This is a genomic window from Streptomyces sp. NPDC002784, from assembly GCF_053592135.1.
Map to the genome: position 1 here is coordinate 67600 of NZ_JBSFVD010000017.1, position 14711 is coordinate 82310.

At 71.8% G+C, this 14711-nt stretch carries 14 protein-coding genes and 1 pseudogene; 5 read left to right on the forward strand and 10 right to left on the reverse strand.

The annotated features are described in order from the left end of the window. Nucleotides 1–22 precede the first annotated feature (22 nt). From ACWD1Z_RS26045 to ACWD1Z_RS26070, 6 genes are all read right to left on the reverse strand, one after another. Nucleotides 23–1843, reverse strand: a complete 1821-nt coding sequence (locus ACWD1Z_RS26045) for a PP2C family protein-serine/threonine phosphatase (RefSeq protein ID WP_451121998.1) — start codon at nt 1841–1843, stop codon at nt 23–25. Further along, nucleotides 1827–2903, reverse strand: coding sequence for a SpoIIE family protein phosphatase (locus ACWD1Z_RS26050; RefSeq protein ID WP_451122082.1), 1077 nt, complete (start codon nt 2901–2903; stop codon nt 1827–1829). The genes ACWD1Z_RS26045 and ACWD1Z_RS26050 overlap by 17 nt, the downstream gene beginning before the upstream one ends. After that, complete coding sequence (locus tag ACWD1Z_RS26055) at nt 2900–3346, reverse strand: ATP-binding protein (RefSeq protein WP_451121999.1); 447 nt, start codon at nt 3344–3346, stop codon at nt 2900–2902. Before ACWD1Z_RS26055 ends, ACWD1Z_RS26050 begins: the two co-directional genes overlap by 4 nt. Continuing rightward, the gene (locus ACWD1Z_RS26060; RefSeq protein ID WP_451122000.1) at nt 3343–3762 is read right to left on the reverse strand and encodes an STAS domain-containing protein; all 420 of its coding nucleotides are present in this window, start codon (nt 3760–3762) and stop codon (nt 3343–3345) included. Before ACWD1Z_RS26060 ends, ACWD1Z_RS26055 begins: the two co-directional genes overlap by 4 nt. Next, a complete protein-coding gene (locus ACWD1Z_RS26065; protein WP_451122001.1) occupies nt 3759–4649 on the reverse strand; it encodes an STAS domain-containing protein in 891 nt (296 codons plus the stop codon). The genes ACWD1Z_RS26060 and ACWD1Z_RS26065 overlap by 4 nt, the downstream gene beginning before the upstream one ends. Nucleotides 4650–4786: 137 nt before the next feature. Next, a complete protein-coding gene (locus tag ACWD1Z_RS26070) occupies nt 4787–5959 on the reverse strand; it encodes a PP2C family protein-serine/threonine phosphatase (RefSeq protein ID WP_451122002.1) in 1173 nt (390 codons plus the stop codon). 198 nt (nt 5960–6157) lie between these two features. Between ACWD1Z_RS26070 and ACWD1Z_RS26075 the strand changes: the two genes are divergently transcribed. The 3 genes from ACWD1Z_RS26075 (at nt 6158) to ACWD1Z_RS26085 (ending at nt 8203) form a co-directional block, all read left to right on the forward strand. Continuing rightward, nucleotides 6158–6592: a MarR family winged helix-turn-helix transcriptional regulator gene (locus ACWD1Z_RS26075; RefSeq protein ID WP_451122003.1), complete on the forward strand. Its 435-nt coding sequence runs from the start codon at nt 6158–6160 to the stop codon at nt 6590–6592. 623 nt (nt 6593–7215) lie between these two features. Further along, on the forward strand, nt 7216–7449 hold the full coding sequence (locus ACWD1Z_RS26080) for a hypothetical protein (RefSeq protein ID WP_451122004.1): 234 nt from the start codon (nt 7216–7218) through the stop codon (nt 7447–7449). After that, nucleotides 7391–8203 carry a DUF4440 domain-containing protein gene (locus ACWD1Z_RS26085; protein ID WP_451122005.1) on the forward strand — a complete coding sequence of 271 codons (813 nt, stop codon included), beginning with the start codon at nt 7391–7393 and terminating at the stop codon, nt 8201–8203. The genes ACWD1Z_RS26080 and ACWD1Z_RS26085 overlap by 59 nt, the downstream gene beginning before the upstream one ends. Nucleotides 8204–8519: 316 nt before the next feature. Here the strand turns inward: ACWD1Z_RS26085 and ACWD1Z_RS26090 are convergent, their stop codons facing one another. After that, a complete protein-coding gene (locus tag ACWD1Z_RS26090) occupies nt 8520–10067 on the reverse strand; it encodes an MFS transporter (protein ID WP_451122006.1) in 1548 nt (515 codons plus the stop codon). A gap of 327 nt (nt 10068–10394) precedes the next feature. On the opposite strand from ACWD1Z_RS26090, the gene ACWD1Z_RS26095 reads away from it, so the two are divergent. Then, complete coding sequence (locus ACWD1Z_RS26095; protein ID WP_451122007.1) at nt 10395–11405, forward strand: class I SAM-dependent methyltransferase; 1011 nt, start codon at nt 10395–10397, stop codon at nt 11403–11405. 65 nt (nt 11406–11470) lie between these two features. Next, nucleotides 11471–11686 (forward strand): annotated as a pseudogene (locus ACWD1Z_RS26100) (Tn3 family transposase); the annotation flags it as partial. Nucleotides 11687–11806: 120 nt separating this feature from the next. On the opposite strand, the gene ACWD1Z_RS26105 reads toward ACWD1Z_RS26100, so the two are convergent. Genes ACWD1Z_RS26105 through ACWD1Z_RS26115 form a run of 3 tightly spaced genes read right to left on the reverse strand, consistent with a single transcriptional unit; the run spans nt 11807 to nt 14692 of the window. Further along, on the reverse strand, nt 11807–12688 hold the full coding sequence (locus tag ACWD1Z_RS26105; protein ID WP_451122008.1) for an alpha/beta fold hydrolase: 882 nt from the start codon (nt 12686–12688) through the stop codon (nt 11807–11809). Between the two features lie 46 nt (nt 12689–12734). After that, nucleotides 12735–13013: an acyl carrier protein gene (locus tag ACWD1Z_RS26110; RefSeq protein ID WP_451122009.1), complete on the reverse strand. Its 279-nt coding sequence runs from the start codon at nt 13011–13013 to the stop codon at nt 12735–12737. A 26-nt stretch (nt 13014–13039) separates the two neighbouring features. Beyond that, nucleotides 13040–14692 carry an AMP-binding protein gene (locus tag ACWD1Z_RS26115; protein WP_451122010.1) on the reverse strand — a complete coding sequence of 551 codons (1653 nt, stop codon included), beginning with the start codon at nt 14690–14692 and terminating at the stop codon, nt 13040–13042. Between the last annotated feature and the right edge of the window lie 19 nt (nt 14693–14711).

Sequence of the window (14711 nt, forward strand, 5' to 3'; positions counted from 1 at the left end):
CACCAAGCCGGCCCGTGCCGCCTCATCGCGTGCCGCGCGCCCCGTAGCCGTCCCTCGTCCGGCCGGAGAGCTGGGCGGGAAGGGACCGCTTCGGAGCCAGCGCCCGCTCCCGCTCCGAGGGCACGACCGTATGGCACAGCAGCACGCACACGTCGTCGTCGCGTTCGGAGTCGTGCAGGAGGTGCTTGAGCAGGGTGTCGGCGGCCGTGCCCGGGTTCTGCTCCAGTTCCGGGGCGCTCAGCCCTTCCAGGGCCCGGCCGAGGCGCTTGATGCCGCCGTCGATGCCCTCGGCCCGGCGCTCGACCAGCCCGTCGGTGTAGAGCACCATCGAGGAGCCGGGCGGCAGCTCGGTCCGGTGGTCCTTGTACTCGCAGTTCACCGGGATGCCGAGCATGACGCCGGGCTGGGCGTCCAGGATCCTCACTGTGCCGTCGGCGCCGCGCACGACGGCGGGCGGGTGGCCGGCCGACGCCCACACGACCTCCGGCTCGTCCGGGCGGAACCGGGCGATCATCGCCGTGGCGTACAGCTCCGGTTGCAGGTGGCGCAGCATGCGGTGCAGCCGGGTGAGGATGTCGCCCGGGCTGGTGCTCTCCACGGCGTAGGCGCGCAACGCCGTCCGCAGCTGGCCCATGACGACGGCGGCGTGCAGCCCGTGCCCGGTGACGTCCCCTATGACGGCGAGCAGGCTGCCGTCGGGCTGGAGGAAGGCGTCGTACCAGTCGCCGCCGATGTTCATGCCCCAGGTGGCCGGGAGGTAGCGGGCGGCCAGGAGCAGTCCGGAGAAGGGGGGCAGGTCGGTGAGCTGGGCGCGTTGCAGGGCCTCGGCCGTGTCGCGGTAGCGCTCGTAGTTGCGGGCGTTCTCCAGTGCGGTGGCGACGCGGCGGGCGAGCTCCACCAGCATCACGGAGGTGTCCGCGTCGAAGCGGGGCCCGGGAGCGGTGAGGGTGAGGACCCCCAGCAGGCGGTGGGCGACCAGGGGAATGGCCAGCAGCGGTCGTTCCGGGGACAGGGCGGAGGGGGGCAGGTCGTCCACGCCCGGCAGGCCGCCGGGATGCTCGGCGGCGTGCTGCGGGCGGCCCGTACGGGCGGCGGCGACCGCGGCGGCCGAGTGGTCCCGGGCGCGTTGCGGAGTCGCTTCCTCGCCCTCGCCGTCCTCCTTGTCGAAGAGCCAGATGTCGAGCTGCGCCGCGTAGTCCGGGACGAGGATGTCGTTGAGGCGGCGCAGGATGTCGCTGCGGCTGAGCGTGGCCGCCGTGGCGGCGCTCGCGTCGGCGAGGAAGGTCAGCAGGCGCCGGGCCCGCTCGGCCTCGGCCCGCGCGATCCGCTCCGATTCCAGCAGCTCCTGCTGGACCTCGGCCGCGGCCTCCAGCTCGGAGTGCAACGCCAGCACGCCCTGGTTGGTCTGGTGCAGTTCCTCGCGGTGCAGCTCGACGAGGTCTTCCTGCTCGTCCAGCAGACGCAGTACGGCCGCGGTGTTGTCGTCAGCGCGCAGCAGGGCCTCGGGCAGCGGCGGGGCGGCACGGTCGTCGACGGGGGCCGGCCAGTGCGGCAGCGGGCAGGTGAGGCTGGGTGCCTCGGGGAACGGGGCGGAACCTGCGGGACTGAGGGAGGCGTCCAGCCGGCCCTCGTTTCCGGCGGTGGCGGCACTGAGGTGGAGCCGCAGTTCCCACTCCCCGCCCTGGCCGAGGCAGTGCCGCAGCTGCTCGGACAGAGAGGTGAGGAAGCGGGCCCGGTCCCGCGGCGGCGTCCGGCCGTCGGCGGTGATGCGCTCAACGGCGGCGCGTGCCCGGGCGGCGTCGGTGATCGACGTCAGTTTCCAGACGTCAGGAGTGTCTGTCATGGACGTCCGTCCGGTGATTCGGGGCCAGTACGGCCACGCTGGTGTCGTCGCGCTGCGGCCGTGCGGCGCTGCCGGCGTCTCGCATGATAACCGCGGCGACCACGGCCGGGTCATGCGCGGGGAGGCGGGGATCGTCGGGTGGCACCCAGCGGCTGGGCAGCCCGTCGCTGTGCAGGACGAGCAGGCTGTGCGGGTGCCAAGTCGATTGGTGCAGGGGGACGTTGGCGGGGAAGTGAGCGCCCACGATGCCCGGGTGCGAGATGAGCGCCCGCCATGCGCCGTCGAGGTACAGCCGGGCTCCGATGTTGCCGACACCGGCGTAGGAGAGCCGGCCCTCGCTCTCATCGAGCTGCGCGACGCCGATGGCGGCGCCCCGGGTGGCGCGCAGGGCACCGTGCAGGAAGCGAAGTATGTCGGTCGGCCCCAGGTGCGCGGTCCGGTGCAGGCCGTCGATGGCGGTGGTGGACGCATCGGCGGCCTTGCTTCCGTGGCCGAGACCGTCCGTCAGCAGCAGGGTGACCAGGGACCCGGAGCGTACCCAGGCGAAGCCGTCCCCGGAGTGCTCGGCCTGGGCGAGCGAGGTGTTGATCCCGCCGGCTCGGACGCCTGCCGCGGGCGGGCGGGTCCGTGCGTGGTGCGACCCGGCGGAGCAGATGCGGGCCACCGCGACGGTGCCCCGGCCCAACCGGCTGTGCAGGTCGAAGTCGGTGGCCAGGCGCCGACAGGTGCCCAGCCCCGCGCCGAGGGAGGAAGCCGATGTGGTGTAGCCGTCCCGCAGGACCGCGGCGACGTCACGGATGCCGGGTCCGTGGTCGATCGAAGCGATCTGCACACACGGACCGGCGTCGGCGGGAACGTCGGGGCGGCCGACCAGGTTGATGACGATCCGGCCGCCGCTGGCGTGCCTGACCAGGTTGGTCGCCAGCTCGGTGGCCACCAGCGCCGCGGCGGCGGTGGTCCGGTTGTCCAGCCCTACCCGGCCGCAGGCGGCTTCCGCGGCCACGCGCACATCCCGGACCCGGGTGCTCTCGGGGACCGGAATGTCCCAGACCCAGCTCATGTCGCTCGGGAACGCGGCGAGGGCAGGCCGGAGAGCCACTCGGTGACGGTGACGGTGGTGCCCTCCCCGACCCGGGTGTCCAGGGTGAACTCCTGGACGAGCCGCTTGGCTCCGCTCAGCCCCAGGCCCAGGCCGCCGCCGGAGGTGTAGCCGTCGGTCATGGCCAGGTCGATGTCCCGGATGCCGGGGCCCCGGTCGACGAAGCAGAGCCGCACACCGCGGTCGGCGCCGCTGCGCAGGAGCGTGATGTCCACATGTCCCCCACCGCCGTGGACCAGGGCGTTGCGGGCCAGTTCACTCGCCGCGGTCACCAGCTTGGTCTGCTGCACCAGACCGAAGCCGATGTCGGCGGCGATCTGGCGCACCTGCTGGCGTACCAGGGCGAGGTCCGTGTCCGAGCCGATGGCCAGACGCGTGGGCGAGACGAGTGGGGCAGACATCATGCACCCGCTTCCGGGCGGTCGGCCGCCCCCGACGGAGGCGTACGCCCCAGCAGGGACAGGGCGCTGTCGACATCCAGGGCCGTCTGGAGGCCGGGCAGGGTCAGACCCAGCTCGACCAGGGTGATGGCCACGGCCGGACGCATACCGGCCAGCACGGTCCGCGCGGCCAGCAGGCGCGCGCTTCCGGCGATCTCGGCCAGGATCCGGCCGAGGAAGGAGTCGACGATCTCCACTCCGGAGATGTCGATCACGACGCCGCTGACCGGTGCGGGGCTGTTCGCGATGCGCTGGGTGACGTCCTGCTGGAGTCGCTCGGACACCTCGTCGTGCAGCGCGCCTTGCAGGGTGACCAGGAGGACGTCTCCCAGCGCCAGCACCGGCACCATGTCCGGGTGCGGTGCGGAGGTTCCGGTCACCGCGGGGTCTCTCCCGCCGTCGACAGGGGGGAGACGCCCACACCCTGCTGGGCGAGCGCATAGGCCAGTGCGTCGGCGAGGCCGGCCCGCGTGATGATCGTGCCCAGGTCGATGCCGAGGTGGACGATGGTCTGCGCGATCGCCGGCCGGATACCCGACACGATGCACTCCGCGCCCATCAGGCGGGCCGCGGCGACCGTCTTCATCAGGTGCTGGGCCACCAGCGAGTCGACGGTCGGGACGCCGGTGATGTCGAGGATGGCGTACCGGGCCCGCTGGGCGACGATGGCCTCCAGCAGGCTCTCCATCACGACCTGGCTGCGCGCGCTGTCCAGGGTGCCTATCAGGGGTACGGCGACGATGCCCTCCCACAGCTGGATGACCGGGGTGGCCACCTCCAGCAGCTGCTCGCGCTGCCGGGCGATCAGCGCCTCGCCCGAGTTGACCGTGGTGTCCATCACCACCACGCGCAAGGTCCCCATCAGGATCGTCAGCGCGACCAGGCAGGCATGGGCGTCCTCGGCGGTGTCATCCGCGAGCTCCGCGCTCAGCACCGCGGTGATCGGCTGCCGCAGCCCGGCGACCTCGTCCGCGATGTGCGACGACCTGAACCCGGCCTCGGCCCGGGAGAAGGCCATCCGGCCCAGCTGGTCCCGCACGGTGTTGAAGCCGGGGGCGTCGACGTCCTCCAGGCGCCCGCTGCGGGCCACGTCGGCCAGGGCGTCCACGACTGCCTTGCACGCCTCCACGGCCTCGTCCCGGGAGACGGTGAAGATCGTACGGAACAGGGCGGCGTCCGCCCACCGCTGGGCGATCTGCTCCTGGCGCCGCTCCAGGAGATCTCCCAGTTTCTGCGCCACTTCCGGGGCCGTGTAGTGCTCCGCCACTTAAAACAGTCTCCCTTTTGCGGGCCCCTGCACCGCCGAGGGGCGAGGTACCCACCAATTGTTGCTGCATGGCAAATGTTAGCGCGAGGGTGCAAGGCGAACAACACGTGATCGCCGCCTCTCACCGCGGGCTGCGATTACCCTTCCCGCTGTCTCCCGCGCCAGTCCAGGCAGACGACCAAGGCGTCGTCGTCCGCCGAGGCCTGGCCCCGGTGAGCGGTCAGCTCCCGCAGGATGGCACGCGGCACGTCCGCGGCCGGCAGCAGGCGGGTCGCCTGGATGGCGCGGTCGAGCGAGGCGTCTCCGTACGTCTCCCCCTTCGGCGAGGAGACGGCATGCACGCCGTCACTGACGAAGACGAGCCGGTCGCCGGGCTCGACCTGGAACTCCTGCGCCACGTAGTCGGTCTCCTCGAACATGCCCAGGGGCAGTTGCGCCTCGAAGAGAACGTGCTCCACGACGCCGCCGCGCAAGCGCAGCAGTTGCGGAGAGCCCGCGTCCACGACCTTCGCCCGGCCGGTGGCCAGATCGAAGTCGAACATAAGCACGGACAGATAGCAACGACCCTGATAGTGGGCGTAAATGGCCTGGTCAGCCAGGGCCGCCTGGTCCTCGATGCCGATTCCGGCCCGGCGCGCGTTGCGCAGCGCGTTGATGCCCAGGTTCGTCAGCAGGGACGCCTCTATGCCCTCGCCCATGCCGTTGGTGACATACAGCATCAGCCGGTCCCCGGTGGCGGACCAGTCGAAGTTGTCGCCGAAGATGGCGTAGGCCGGCTCCAGCTGGGCCGCCAGGTCGTACTCGCCACGGGAACAGGAGCGGCCGGGCAGCAGCTGCCACTGCATCTCCGCCGCCAGGGTCAGCCGTTCCTTGCGCCGGGCCTGCAGATACACATCGGTGTCCCGCTCGGCCACCAGCACCTCGTGCCCCAGCACATCGGCCACCTCGGCCAGCTCCGACTCCCACCGGCGCGCGACCTCGGCGCCGGGCAGGGTGACGGCCAGCACACCGAGCCGGTCCCCGCGCACACTGACCGGCAGCAGGAGCCGGACCCGGCCGTCCCGCCGTTCCTCGTGGTACGGCAGCTGAGAACCGAACGCCCTGCCCTCCGGAGTGTTGTGCACCGACAGAGGCTCCAGGGTGTGCGGCAGCACGGACACCGGCTGGAGCGCAGTGAGGCTGTAGTCGGCGACGAACAGCTCGACGTCCTCCGCGCCGTACTGATCGGTCAGTACGGCGCGGATGGCGTCGAGCAGCTCATGAGGAGCCGCCGTGCGCAGCGCGCGTTCAGCGGTCACAAATCTGTTCATTGCGAGAAAAACACCTGTCTTTCGCCGGGCAACGTGGATACCTTTCCCCTGCAATGGGCCCGCACGGCCCGCCTGCCTTCGGGACCGTCCCTTGAATTCGGCAGGCGCCCCTAGTACGCTGACAGGCGCCCGAGCGCCTGCGAGAGTGTGACTGTGACTGCCTTCCGCCGCCATCCAGAGCCCGCCGAGGTCGCACGTGTGACGACCACGGCCGCCGAGCTGCTGGAAGTCGTGTGGGGCCGGGCCTCGACCGCGCCCGCCTCGGCGTCCCAGCTGCGCGTACTCCACATTCTTGAGCACAACGACGGGATCAACCTGCGCTCGCTCGCCGAGTCCCTGGCGTCCACCCCGCCGTCCACCAGCCGGCTCTGCGACCGGCTGCACGCGGCGGGGCTCATCGAGCGAGCGGTGAACGCGGAGAGCAAACGCGAGGTACGGCTGCACCTGAGCGGGCGGGGGCGGACCTTCCTGGCCGAACTGCGCACCCGCAGGGAGAGGGAAGTGCGGAGGGTGCTGGCGGATATGCCCGCCGCCAAACGGATCGCCCTGCTGGAGGGGCTGGAGGCGTTCTGCGCCACCGCGTCGACCCAGATACACCACAACGCCTCGGATCCGAGCAGCCGTACCGCCTGACCGTCGGCCGCCGGCGTCGGTGTCCCCGCTGCCGTTCGGTGATGGCGACCAGTACACGGGTCGGTCTCCGCCCACCGGAGCATTCCCAGATCCTTCCCACGCACGTCCGACAGTGGTAACTCTGTTGCCTCGCAACCACTGTTGTCAAACGACAACAATGCGCGAGCTCAACTACCCCTGAACGCGGGTACCCAGATGTACCCGCGATGTGCGCGCACGGTGAAAATTTCTCTCCGGTTCCCGCCGCCGGATCAGGTCGTAGATGTCCCCGCCGATCTCCATGCCCCAGGTGGCGGGCAGGTAGCGGGCGGCGAACCGCGGGCCGGTGTTCGCCGGCAGGTTGCGCGGGAGCGGTGCCCTGGGCGACGACCCCGACGGGAGGCTTCCGCGGTGACTCCAGGACACGGTGACGCGGTCACGGCCCGGGCCCGGCTCGTACGATTCTGAGGTGGTGGAGCGGTGGGCAGCATGGGTGCCGGCCGTGCCGGTCCCGCCGCTGCGGATTCCGGCTGACGGGGTTCCCACCGGGGCCGTACCGCGGACTCCCTCCTCGCGGCACATGGCCTTCGTCGTGACTTCGTCGGCACTCCGAGTTCGGTCTGACGCCGAGGCTCGCGGCCCGGGTGGTGCGGTTCGAGCGAGCCCAGCAGATGCTGCGGCGTTCGGCGCCCTTCCTGTTGATCGCCCAGGTGGCGGTGGACTTCGTCGCAATGGCCGGCTGCATGCCGACCGAGCTGCTGGCGGGTGATGTTCCATCCGTCCAAGACAGTGCCGGTGGCGCGGGGGCATCGTCACGGTATGAACGCAATCACCACGGCAACGACAACAATCGTCTGGCCGTGCCTCACCTATCGTGACGCACGCGCCGCGATCGCCTTTCTGACCGAGGTCTTCGGCTTCCGGGAGACGGCGGTCCACGCCCGCGAGGACGCCCCGTCGATCGTCGAGCACGCCGAGCTGCGCTGGCCGCTGGGCGGTGGCGTGATGCTGGGGACCACCGCCAAGGACGAGTCCGCCTGGGGGCGGCGCGTCGCGGGCAACGACGCCGTGTACGTCGTGTGCGACGACCCCGGCACCCTCTTCGAGCGAGCCGTCGCCGGCGGGGCCGAGATCGTCCGTGGCCTCGTCGACGAGGACTACGGCTCGCGCGGCTTCACCGCCCGCGATCCGGAGGGCAACCTGTGGAGCTTCGGCACCTATCGGGGCGAGGGCGCGGCGCCGAAGGCCGATCGCGCGACCTTCGCGGCCCTGCTCGACGACTGGGCCGCCGCCATCGTCGCCAACGACGCCGAGGCGATCGGGCGCTTCGCCACGCCGGACTGGAGGTTCGTCGGCGGCAACGGCGTCACCCAGGGCTCGACGTTCCTCGAGCTGGTGGCCGCCGGTGACCTGACCCACGACACCATGACCTTCGACGTCGAGCACGTGGCACCGCTGTCCGACACCACGGTCCTGGTGACGACCCACGGCACCAACAGCGGCGCCTTCCGGGGCGAGCCGTTCAGCGCGGACGAGTGGGCCACCGACGTGTTCGTTTGGGACGGCGAGCGGTGGCGCTGCGCCCTGACCCAGCTGACGCCTACCGAGCCGGCGCAACCTGCCACCCCATGACCGCCGTTGGCCTCTGACGCGGGGTACTGCTGCGGCCGAGTGGGCCTACATTCCTGAGACGGTACGTGGAGCGACGGTGGCACGACCGGCGCGGGTTCGGCGCCGGGGCGGCCGACTCGCCCCCGCCGCCGGACGAGGCCGAGTCTGGTGACGTGGCTGTCGTGGGCGCCGAAGAGCCCGCATCACTGGCGTCCACCGAAGCCCATGCGTCTGGAGTTCTCGGTCGACGGCTTCTTCCGTGGTGATCACGTCATACGTCTGGCCGTGATGCCGCCCGAGACCCTGACATTCGACCACGGCAGTGTCCTTCCCGGGTCTACCGCGCGGAGGCGGACGCCTCCTGGCCGCTGTTGTCGGTGGACAGGTCCTGATGCCTGATGCGCAGCCCCAGGACGACGAGGAGGGCCACACCGAGCAGCATCGCGCCGACCACCAAGAACGCCCGCGTGGCGCCCTCGGTGAACGCGATCTCGTACAGCCGGTCCTGTGCCGCCCGCGCGTCGGCACCCTGCGGCGCCTCGGCCCGCAGCTCCCGCTGCTTGTCGAGCATCGTGCGTACCCACACCGTCGACAACACCGCGATGCCGAGGGCGCCGCCCACCTGCTGCATAGAGTTCAGCACCGCCGAGGTGACCCCCTGCTCCCGGTGCCCGACGCCGTAGAGCGCGGTCAGGGTCAGCGGGATGAACAGCAGCGCGAAACCACAGGCCGCGACGAACATCGGCGGGAACAGGTGCGCCCAGTAGCCCGAGTCGGCCTCGAGCCGGGAGAACCAGTACATCCCCACGGCCCCGAGGACCGCGCCGCTGCCCGCGACCCAGCGCGGGTCGAAGCGCGAGACGAGACTTGAGGAGAGTTGCGAGGCCACCATCATGAACAGTGCGAAGGGCAGGAAAGCCACGCCGGTCTGCAGCGCGGAGTAGTCCATGACGTCCTGCGCGTACTGGCTGAGGAACAGGAAGAAGGCGTACATCGACGCCGCCACGATCAGCATGGCCAGGTAGCTGACGCCGCGCGTGCGGTCGCGCAGGATCCGCAGCGGCAGCAGCGGGTCCCGCGGACGCCTCTCGACGACGATGAACGCGCCCAGGATCAGCACGCCCGCACCGATGGCGACCAGGGTCTCGGCCTCCGACCAGCGGCTGCCGCCGCTGGTCTCGTCGCCGCCCGCATGCGTGAAGCCGTACACCAGCGCGGCCAGACCCACCGTCGCGGTGATCGCGCCCAGCAGGTCGAACGTGCCGCGCTTCGGCTGCGACTCGGCAAGGTACCTGGTCGCCAGCAGCGCCACCGCGACGCCGATCGGGACGTTGATGAAGAACGTCAGCCGCCAGGAAAGCTCGGTCAGCAAGCCGCCCAGCAGCAGGCCGACCGCGGAACCCAGCCCGGACATCGCCGCGTAGACGCCCATCGCGCGGTTGCGCTGCGGCCCCGCCGGGAACGTCGTGGTGATCAGGGCGAGCGCGGCGGGCGAGGCCATCGCGGCGCCGAGCCCCTGCAGTGCCCGGGATGTGATCATCCACTCGGGGTTGACGGCCAGGCCGCCGAGGAGCGACGCGGCCGCGAACACCGCGGAGCCGAGGATGAAGATGCGCCGTCGGCCCAGCAGGTCACCGAGCCGTCCGCCGAGCAGCAGTAGACCGCCGAAGGCCAACGAGTACGCCGTCAGCACCCACGACAGGCTTTCCGGGGAGAACCCGAGGTCGTTGCGCAGTCGTGGCAGCGCGATGGTGACGATGGTCGCGTCGAGCACCACCATCAGCTGCACGGTGCTGATCAGCACGAGCGCCATGCCGGGGTGCCGGGGACCGTTCCCCTCGGCAGGCGGCTGGTCCTCGCTCCGCCGGGTCGCTTCGTCGTGCACGAGAGCCCCTTTCACGTCCTGGCCGCGGGTTCCGCCCGGCGACCGTAGCCCGTCGGGACCGGCCGCCGTGCGCCGATGAAAGAGTGCCGACAGGGTTTCCCGAGTCACTCCCGGCCTGTGCCTAGCCTGCGGTACGGCTGCGCCACGCGTGATGTCCGCGCAGCCCGCCCGACCGGTTCGACCGAGGAGGCAGCCCTGTCGGCCACTGTTCCGCCCCGTCCCCCGCGACCCCGGCACCGGCCAGGTGGCCGGACCGCCGCGGCGGTCCCGGACGCGCGCGGCTTCTCGATACGGTTCTTCGGTGCCGGACTGGCCGCCGCGGAGCTGATGACCTGTTACCTCGGGCTGGAGACCGGCGCCTACCGGGCGCTGGCCGACGGCGGCCCCGCGACCTCCGCCGAACTCGCGGACCGCGCGGGCCTCGACGAGCGCATGACCCGGGAATGGCTGGAGCAGCAGACGAGCGCGGGCGTCCTCCGTGTCGACGACCCCGCCCGGCCGCCCGGCAAGCGCCGCTTCGAGCTGCCGCCCGAACACGCCGAGGCGCTGCTCGACGCCGACAGCCCGCACTACATCGCCCCGCTGGTCGTGATGCCCATCGGTGGCATGGCGGCGGTGCTGCCCCAGCTCGTGGCGGCCTGCACCGCCCGTGTCGGGCTCCCCCAGAGCGTGTACGGCGAGGCCATGCGCGGCGGCATGCGCGACCTCAACCGCGCGGTCTTCCGTGACCACCTGCCGGGCTGGATCGCTCGCCATCTGCCGGACGTCGAAGCACGGCTGCATCTTCCGGGGGCCGCCATCACGGACATCGGGTGCGGCACCGGTCTCTCCACGCTCGCCCTGGCCCGCATGTTCCCCCAGGCCCGGGTGCACGGCGTGGACCGCGACGGCGACGCCCTCGCCGAGGCCCGCAGGAACCTCGCCGCGAGCGGATTCGGCGACCGTGTGCGCTTCACCGACCGGGACGCGGCCGAGTCCGGGCTCGCGGGCGGCAGCCTGCTCGTCTGCGTCTTCGACGCCCTGCACGACATGGCGCGGCCGGTAGAGGTGCTGCGCGGCTGCCGGGAACTGCTGGCGCCGGGCGGCGTGGTGCTGCTGATGGAGCCCGCGGTGGCGGAGCGGTTCAGCACCGAGCCCGCCGACAGCGAGCGCTTCCACTACGCGGTCAGTGTGCTGCACTGTCTGCCGATCGGCATGAGCGAGACGCCCTCGGCGGCAACCGGCACGGTGATGCGCCCCGACACGGTCCGCGCCTACGCGCGCGAGGCGGGGCTGGCCACCGAGGTGATCGACGTGGGCCACTTGTTCTACCGGCTGTATCGGCTGCGGCCGGCCTGAACCGCCGTGGACGAGCACCGCAACGGGGCCGCCCGCGATCATCTTCAGGATGTTCTTTCCGGGCGGCCTCGGTGCTCTGGACGACCCGATACATCGACGCCGCCGTCACCCGGCTCCAGACCGAGGGCCACGGAGTCCGGGACGAGGACATCGCCCGGATCTCCCCGCTCAAGCACCGCAACCTGAACCTGCTCGGCCGGTACAGCTTCATTTCCTGCGTCCCGGCCGCCGGCACCCGGCGTCCGCGCGCGCCCGAACAGGCAGGAGCTGTCGGGTCATAGCGGCCCTGGGACCCCGAGGCCCGTCAGGAAGCAGCCGGTGGCCGCCCCTGGAGTGCTCGGCGACGCCTGATGCGGACAAGGGCGGGGGCGGTCCGCTCGCGGTGCTCGTGCGTGCTCGTCTCAGCCCGGCTGCGTCTCCTCGGCCGCCGCCCGGTCGCGCGCGCGGGCGGTGCCGCGCGGGATGCCCACCTTGCCGGTGCGCAGATACTCCCCGACCAGGTTGTTGACCTCGGTCGGCTTCTCCAGCAGGGACGCGTGCCCGCTGTTGCGGATCTCGGTGTACTCCGCCGTCGGGATCAGCGCGGCCAGCTCACGCGCGAAATGCCGCGGTGCCACGATGTCGTGCTCCATGCCCACGATGAGCAGCGGCACCCGCACCTTGGCGACGTCCGCCTCCGCCGGCCGGAACCGCCGGGCCGCCTCCGCGTGCCCGATCGCGCCGTGGCCGCCGGACTCGGCCCACCCCTGCAGCCCCTCCAGGAACGGCGCGATGAACGCGTCACGGTTCAGCGCCCGCGGGCCGAAGAGGTACATCGCCCGGTAGACGCCCTCCAGCAGCGCCGGGATCTGCTGCCCCGACTTCAGGCGCGTCACCGCCTCGGCCTGGATGGCCTCCTGGAGCTTGCTGGCCTTCCACGGCACGCCGATGAGGGCCGCGCGGCCGACCAGTTCGGGCCGCTTCATGGCGAACTCCAGGAGGATCATGGCGCCCACTGAGTAGCCGATGTAGGCGCACGCGCCGAGCCCCAGCGCCTCGTTGAGCGCGGCCAGGTCCTCCCCGAGCAGTTCGACGGTGTACGGAGGCGGGGTCTCCTCCGAGGGCGCGACGCCCCGCAGGTCGAAGGTGACGACGCGGTAACCCGCCTTCGTCAGGTGCGGCACCTGCATGTCCTCGAACAGCGACGCCTGATGCTGCCCGGGTACGAGCACGACGACCGGCCCGTCCTCGGGGCCGTAGACGTCGTAGCTCAGGGTGACGTCGGTCGGCAGTTTGATCTTCATGCGTGTCCCTTCGGCTCATCCTCCAGCTGTCCCTCCGGCACGTCGCTCAGGAGGAGATCAGCTCGTCCTGGTCGTCGAGCTGCCCGATGACGTACGCAAGGACCTGCTCGGTGGTCTGGATGCCCCGCCCGGTCTCCTCGTCGATGGGCGGCAGGTCGAAGTCGTCCTCGATCGCGAAGGCCAGCTCCAGCAGAGCCAGCGAGTGGAAGCCGAGGTCGTTGACGAGATGCAGGTCCTTGGCCGGGTCGAACCGCTCCGGCTCGGGCGAGAGCTGCTCGATGATTCCGAGCACCGTCTCGCGGACGTCCTCCACCGCGTAGCGCATCCGCGTTCTCCCGTTCTCGACGTGGGTCAGGCCGGCCGCGCGGGCCGGTTGCGCAGCGTGAGCCACAGCTCCCGGCGCCTGCTCTTGCCGCTGGTGGTGCGCGGGATGGTGCCCCTGGGCACCCGGACGACCTCGCGCGTGACGCCCGGGCAGGTGGTGCTCAGCACCCGGTCGGCGATCTCGGCACACTCCGCGTCGAGGTCTTCGAGGACGGCGTACGCACGGGCGTGTGTGTCGTCCTGGCCGAGTGCCACACACGTGCGGTTCGGATCCAGGCCGGCGCGCCCCAGCAGCAACTCGACGTCCTCGGCGAACAGATGGCGGGCATTGACCTTGATGCCGTCGCCGAGCCGGCCGATGACGTACACCTCGCCGCCGTACTCGAAGGCCACGTCGCGGGTGCGCAGACGGCCGTCCGTGAAGGCGGTCCCGGCCGCCTGGGCGTCGTCCAGGTAGCCGTCGGCGAGCGAGGTCCCGGAGATCTCGACCTCGCCGAGGTACCCCCGCGGCACGGGATGGCCGTCGTCGTCGAGCAGACGGACGTCCAGGCCGGTCAGCGGGCGTCCGCAGCTGATCACGTCGATGGTGTCGGTGTCCTGCGCGCCGGTATCGACGAGGCGCACGGGTGCGCCTACGGCCAGCTCGCGGCGCCGGATCCGGACCCGGGACGGCTGCGCTCGGACCGGCACGCCGGTCACCGCGAGGGTGCTCTCGGCCAGGCCGTATGCGGGGGTGAGCGAGGCCGGAGCCAAGCCGTGGCCGACCAGCAGGCCGGTGAAGGACCGGACGAGTTCCGGGTCGATCCGCTCGGCGCCGACGATCACGGCACGCCAGCCGGAGAAGTCCAGGCCGTCCAGGTCTGCGGGCCGGATCCGGTCGACGATGCGCTGCAGCCCGAAGGCGGGCGTTGCCGTGATGGTGGCGCCCCCGCGGCCGAAGCGGCGCAGATACGCCAGCGGATGGCGGACGAACGTCTCCGGCGCGCATACGGCGAGGTCGTTGTTGCCGCCCGACACGGGGACCACCATGCAGCCGATCAGGCCCATGTCGTGGTGCATCGGCAGCCAGGAGCACCAGGCGTCGTGCTCCGTGGCGTGCTCCCAGGCCCGGATCGCGGCCGTGTTGGCGGCCAGCGCGTCGTGCGAGACGCGCACCCCGCGCGGACGGCCGGAGCTGCCCGAGGTGAACTGGACCAGCGCCAGCCGCGCCGGGTCGCGCCGCACGGGGCGCGCCGCCGCCAGTTCGTCGGTCCGCAGCAGTCGCACCCGCCGGTGCGCCGCGAAGCCGGGCTCGCCGGTCACCTCGCGCGCATAGCGCTCATGGCCCGCGTCGACCACGAGCACCTCGGCGTCCAGGACGTCGAGGACCTCCCGGACGCGCTCGCGGTGCGCGTCGCCCGACATACGGGTGGGCGGAGCGAGCACGGACACGGCACAGCCCGCCGCCTGGACGCCGTAGAACCCGGCGATCAGCTCGGGACCGGTGCCGCACAGCAGGGGCACGACAGTACCGGCCGGGACGCCGCCCGCTGCGAGGCCCCCGGCCATGGCCAGGGCGCGCGCGGCGATCTCGGGGTACGGGGTGCGCTCGGCCGACTCGGAGTCGAACAGCTCCACGCCGGCATCCGCGCGCGGCCGGTCGAGCCAGTCCAGCGGATGGTGTGCGCCGGTGCCGGTCATGAACCCCCCTCGGTCGTCG

What these genes read in the sequence shown, in the direction of transcription:
- ACWD1Z_RS26045 (WP_451121998.1), bottom strand. Translation starts at nt 1,843, where the DNA reads ATGACAGACACTCCTGACGTCTGGAAACTGACGTCGATCACCGACGCC.
- ACWD1Z_RS26050 (WP_451122082.1), bottom strand. Translation starts at nt 2,903, where the DNA reads ATGAGCTGGGTCTGGGACATTCCGGTCCCCGAGAGCACCCGGGTCCGG.
- ACWD1Z_RS26055 (WP_451121999.1), bottom strand. Translation starts at nt 3,346, where the DNA reads ATGATGTCTGCCCCACTCGTCTCGCCCACGCGTCTGGCCATCGGCTCG.
- ACWD1Z_RS26070 (WP_451122002.1), bottom strand. Translation starts at nt 5,959, where the DNA reads ATGAACAGATTTGTGACCGCTGAACGCGCGCTGCGCACGGCGGCTCCT.
- ACWD1Z_RS26085 (WP_451122005.1), top strand. Translation starts at nt 7,391, where the DNA reads ATGAACGCAATCACCACGGCAACGACAACAATCGTCTGGCCGTGCCTC.
- ACWD1Z_RS26095 (WP_451122007.1), top strand. Translation starts at nt 10,395, where the DNA reads ATGACCTGTTACCTCGGGCTGGAGACCGGCGCCTACCGGGCGCTGGCC.
- ACWD1Z_RS26105 (WP_451122008.1), bottom strand. Translation starts at nt 12,688, where the DNA reads ATGAAGATCAAACTGCCGACCGACGTCACCCTGAGCTACGACGTCTAC.
- ACWD1Z_RS26110 (WP_451122009.1), bottom strand. Translation starts at nt 13,013, where the DNA reads ATGCGCTACGCGGTGGAGGACGTCCGCGAGACGGTGCTCGGAATCATC.
- ACWD1Z_RS26115 (WP_451122010.1), bottom strand. Translation starts at nt 14,692, where the DNA reads ATGACCGGCACCGGCGCACACCATCCGCTGGACTGGCTCGACCGGCCG.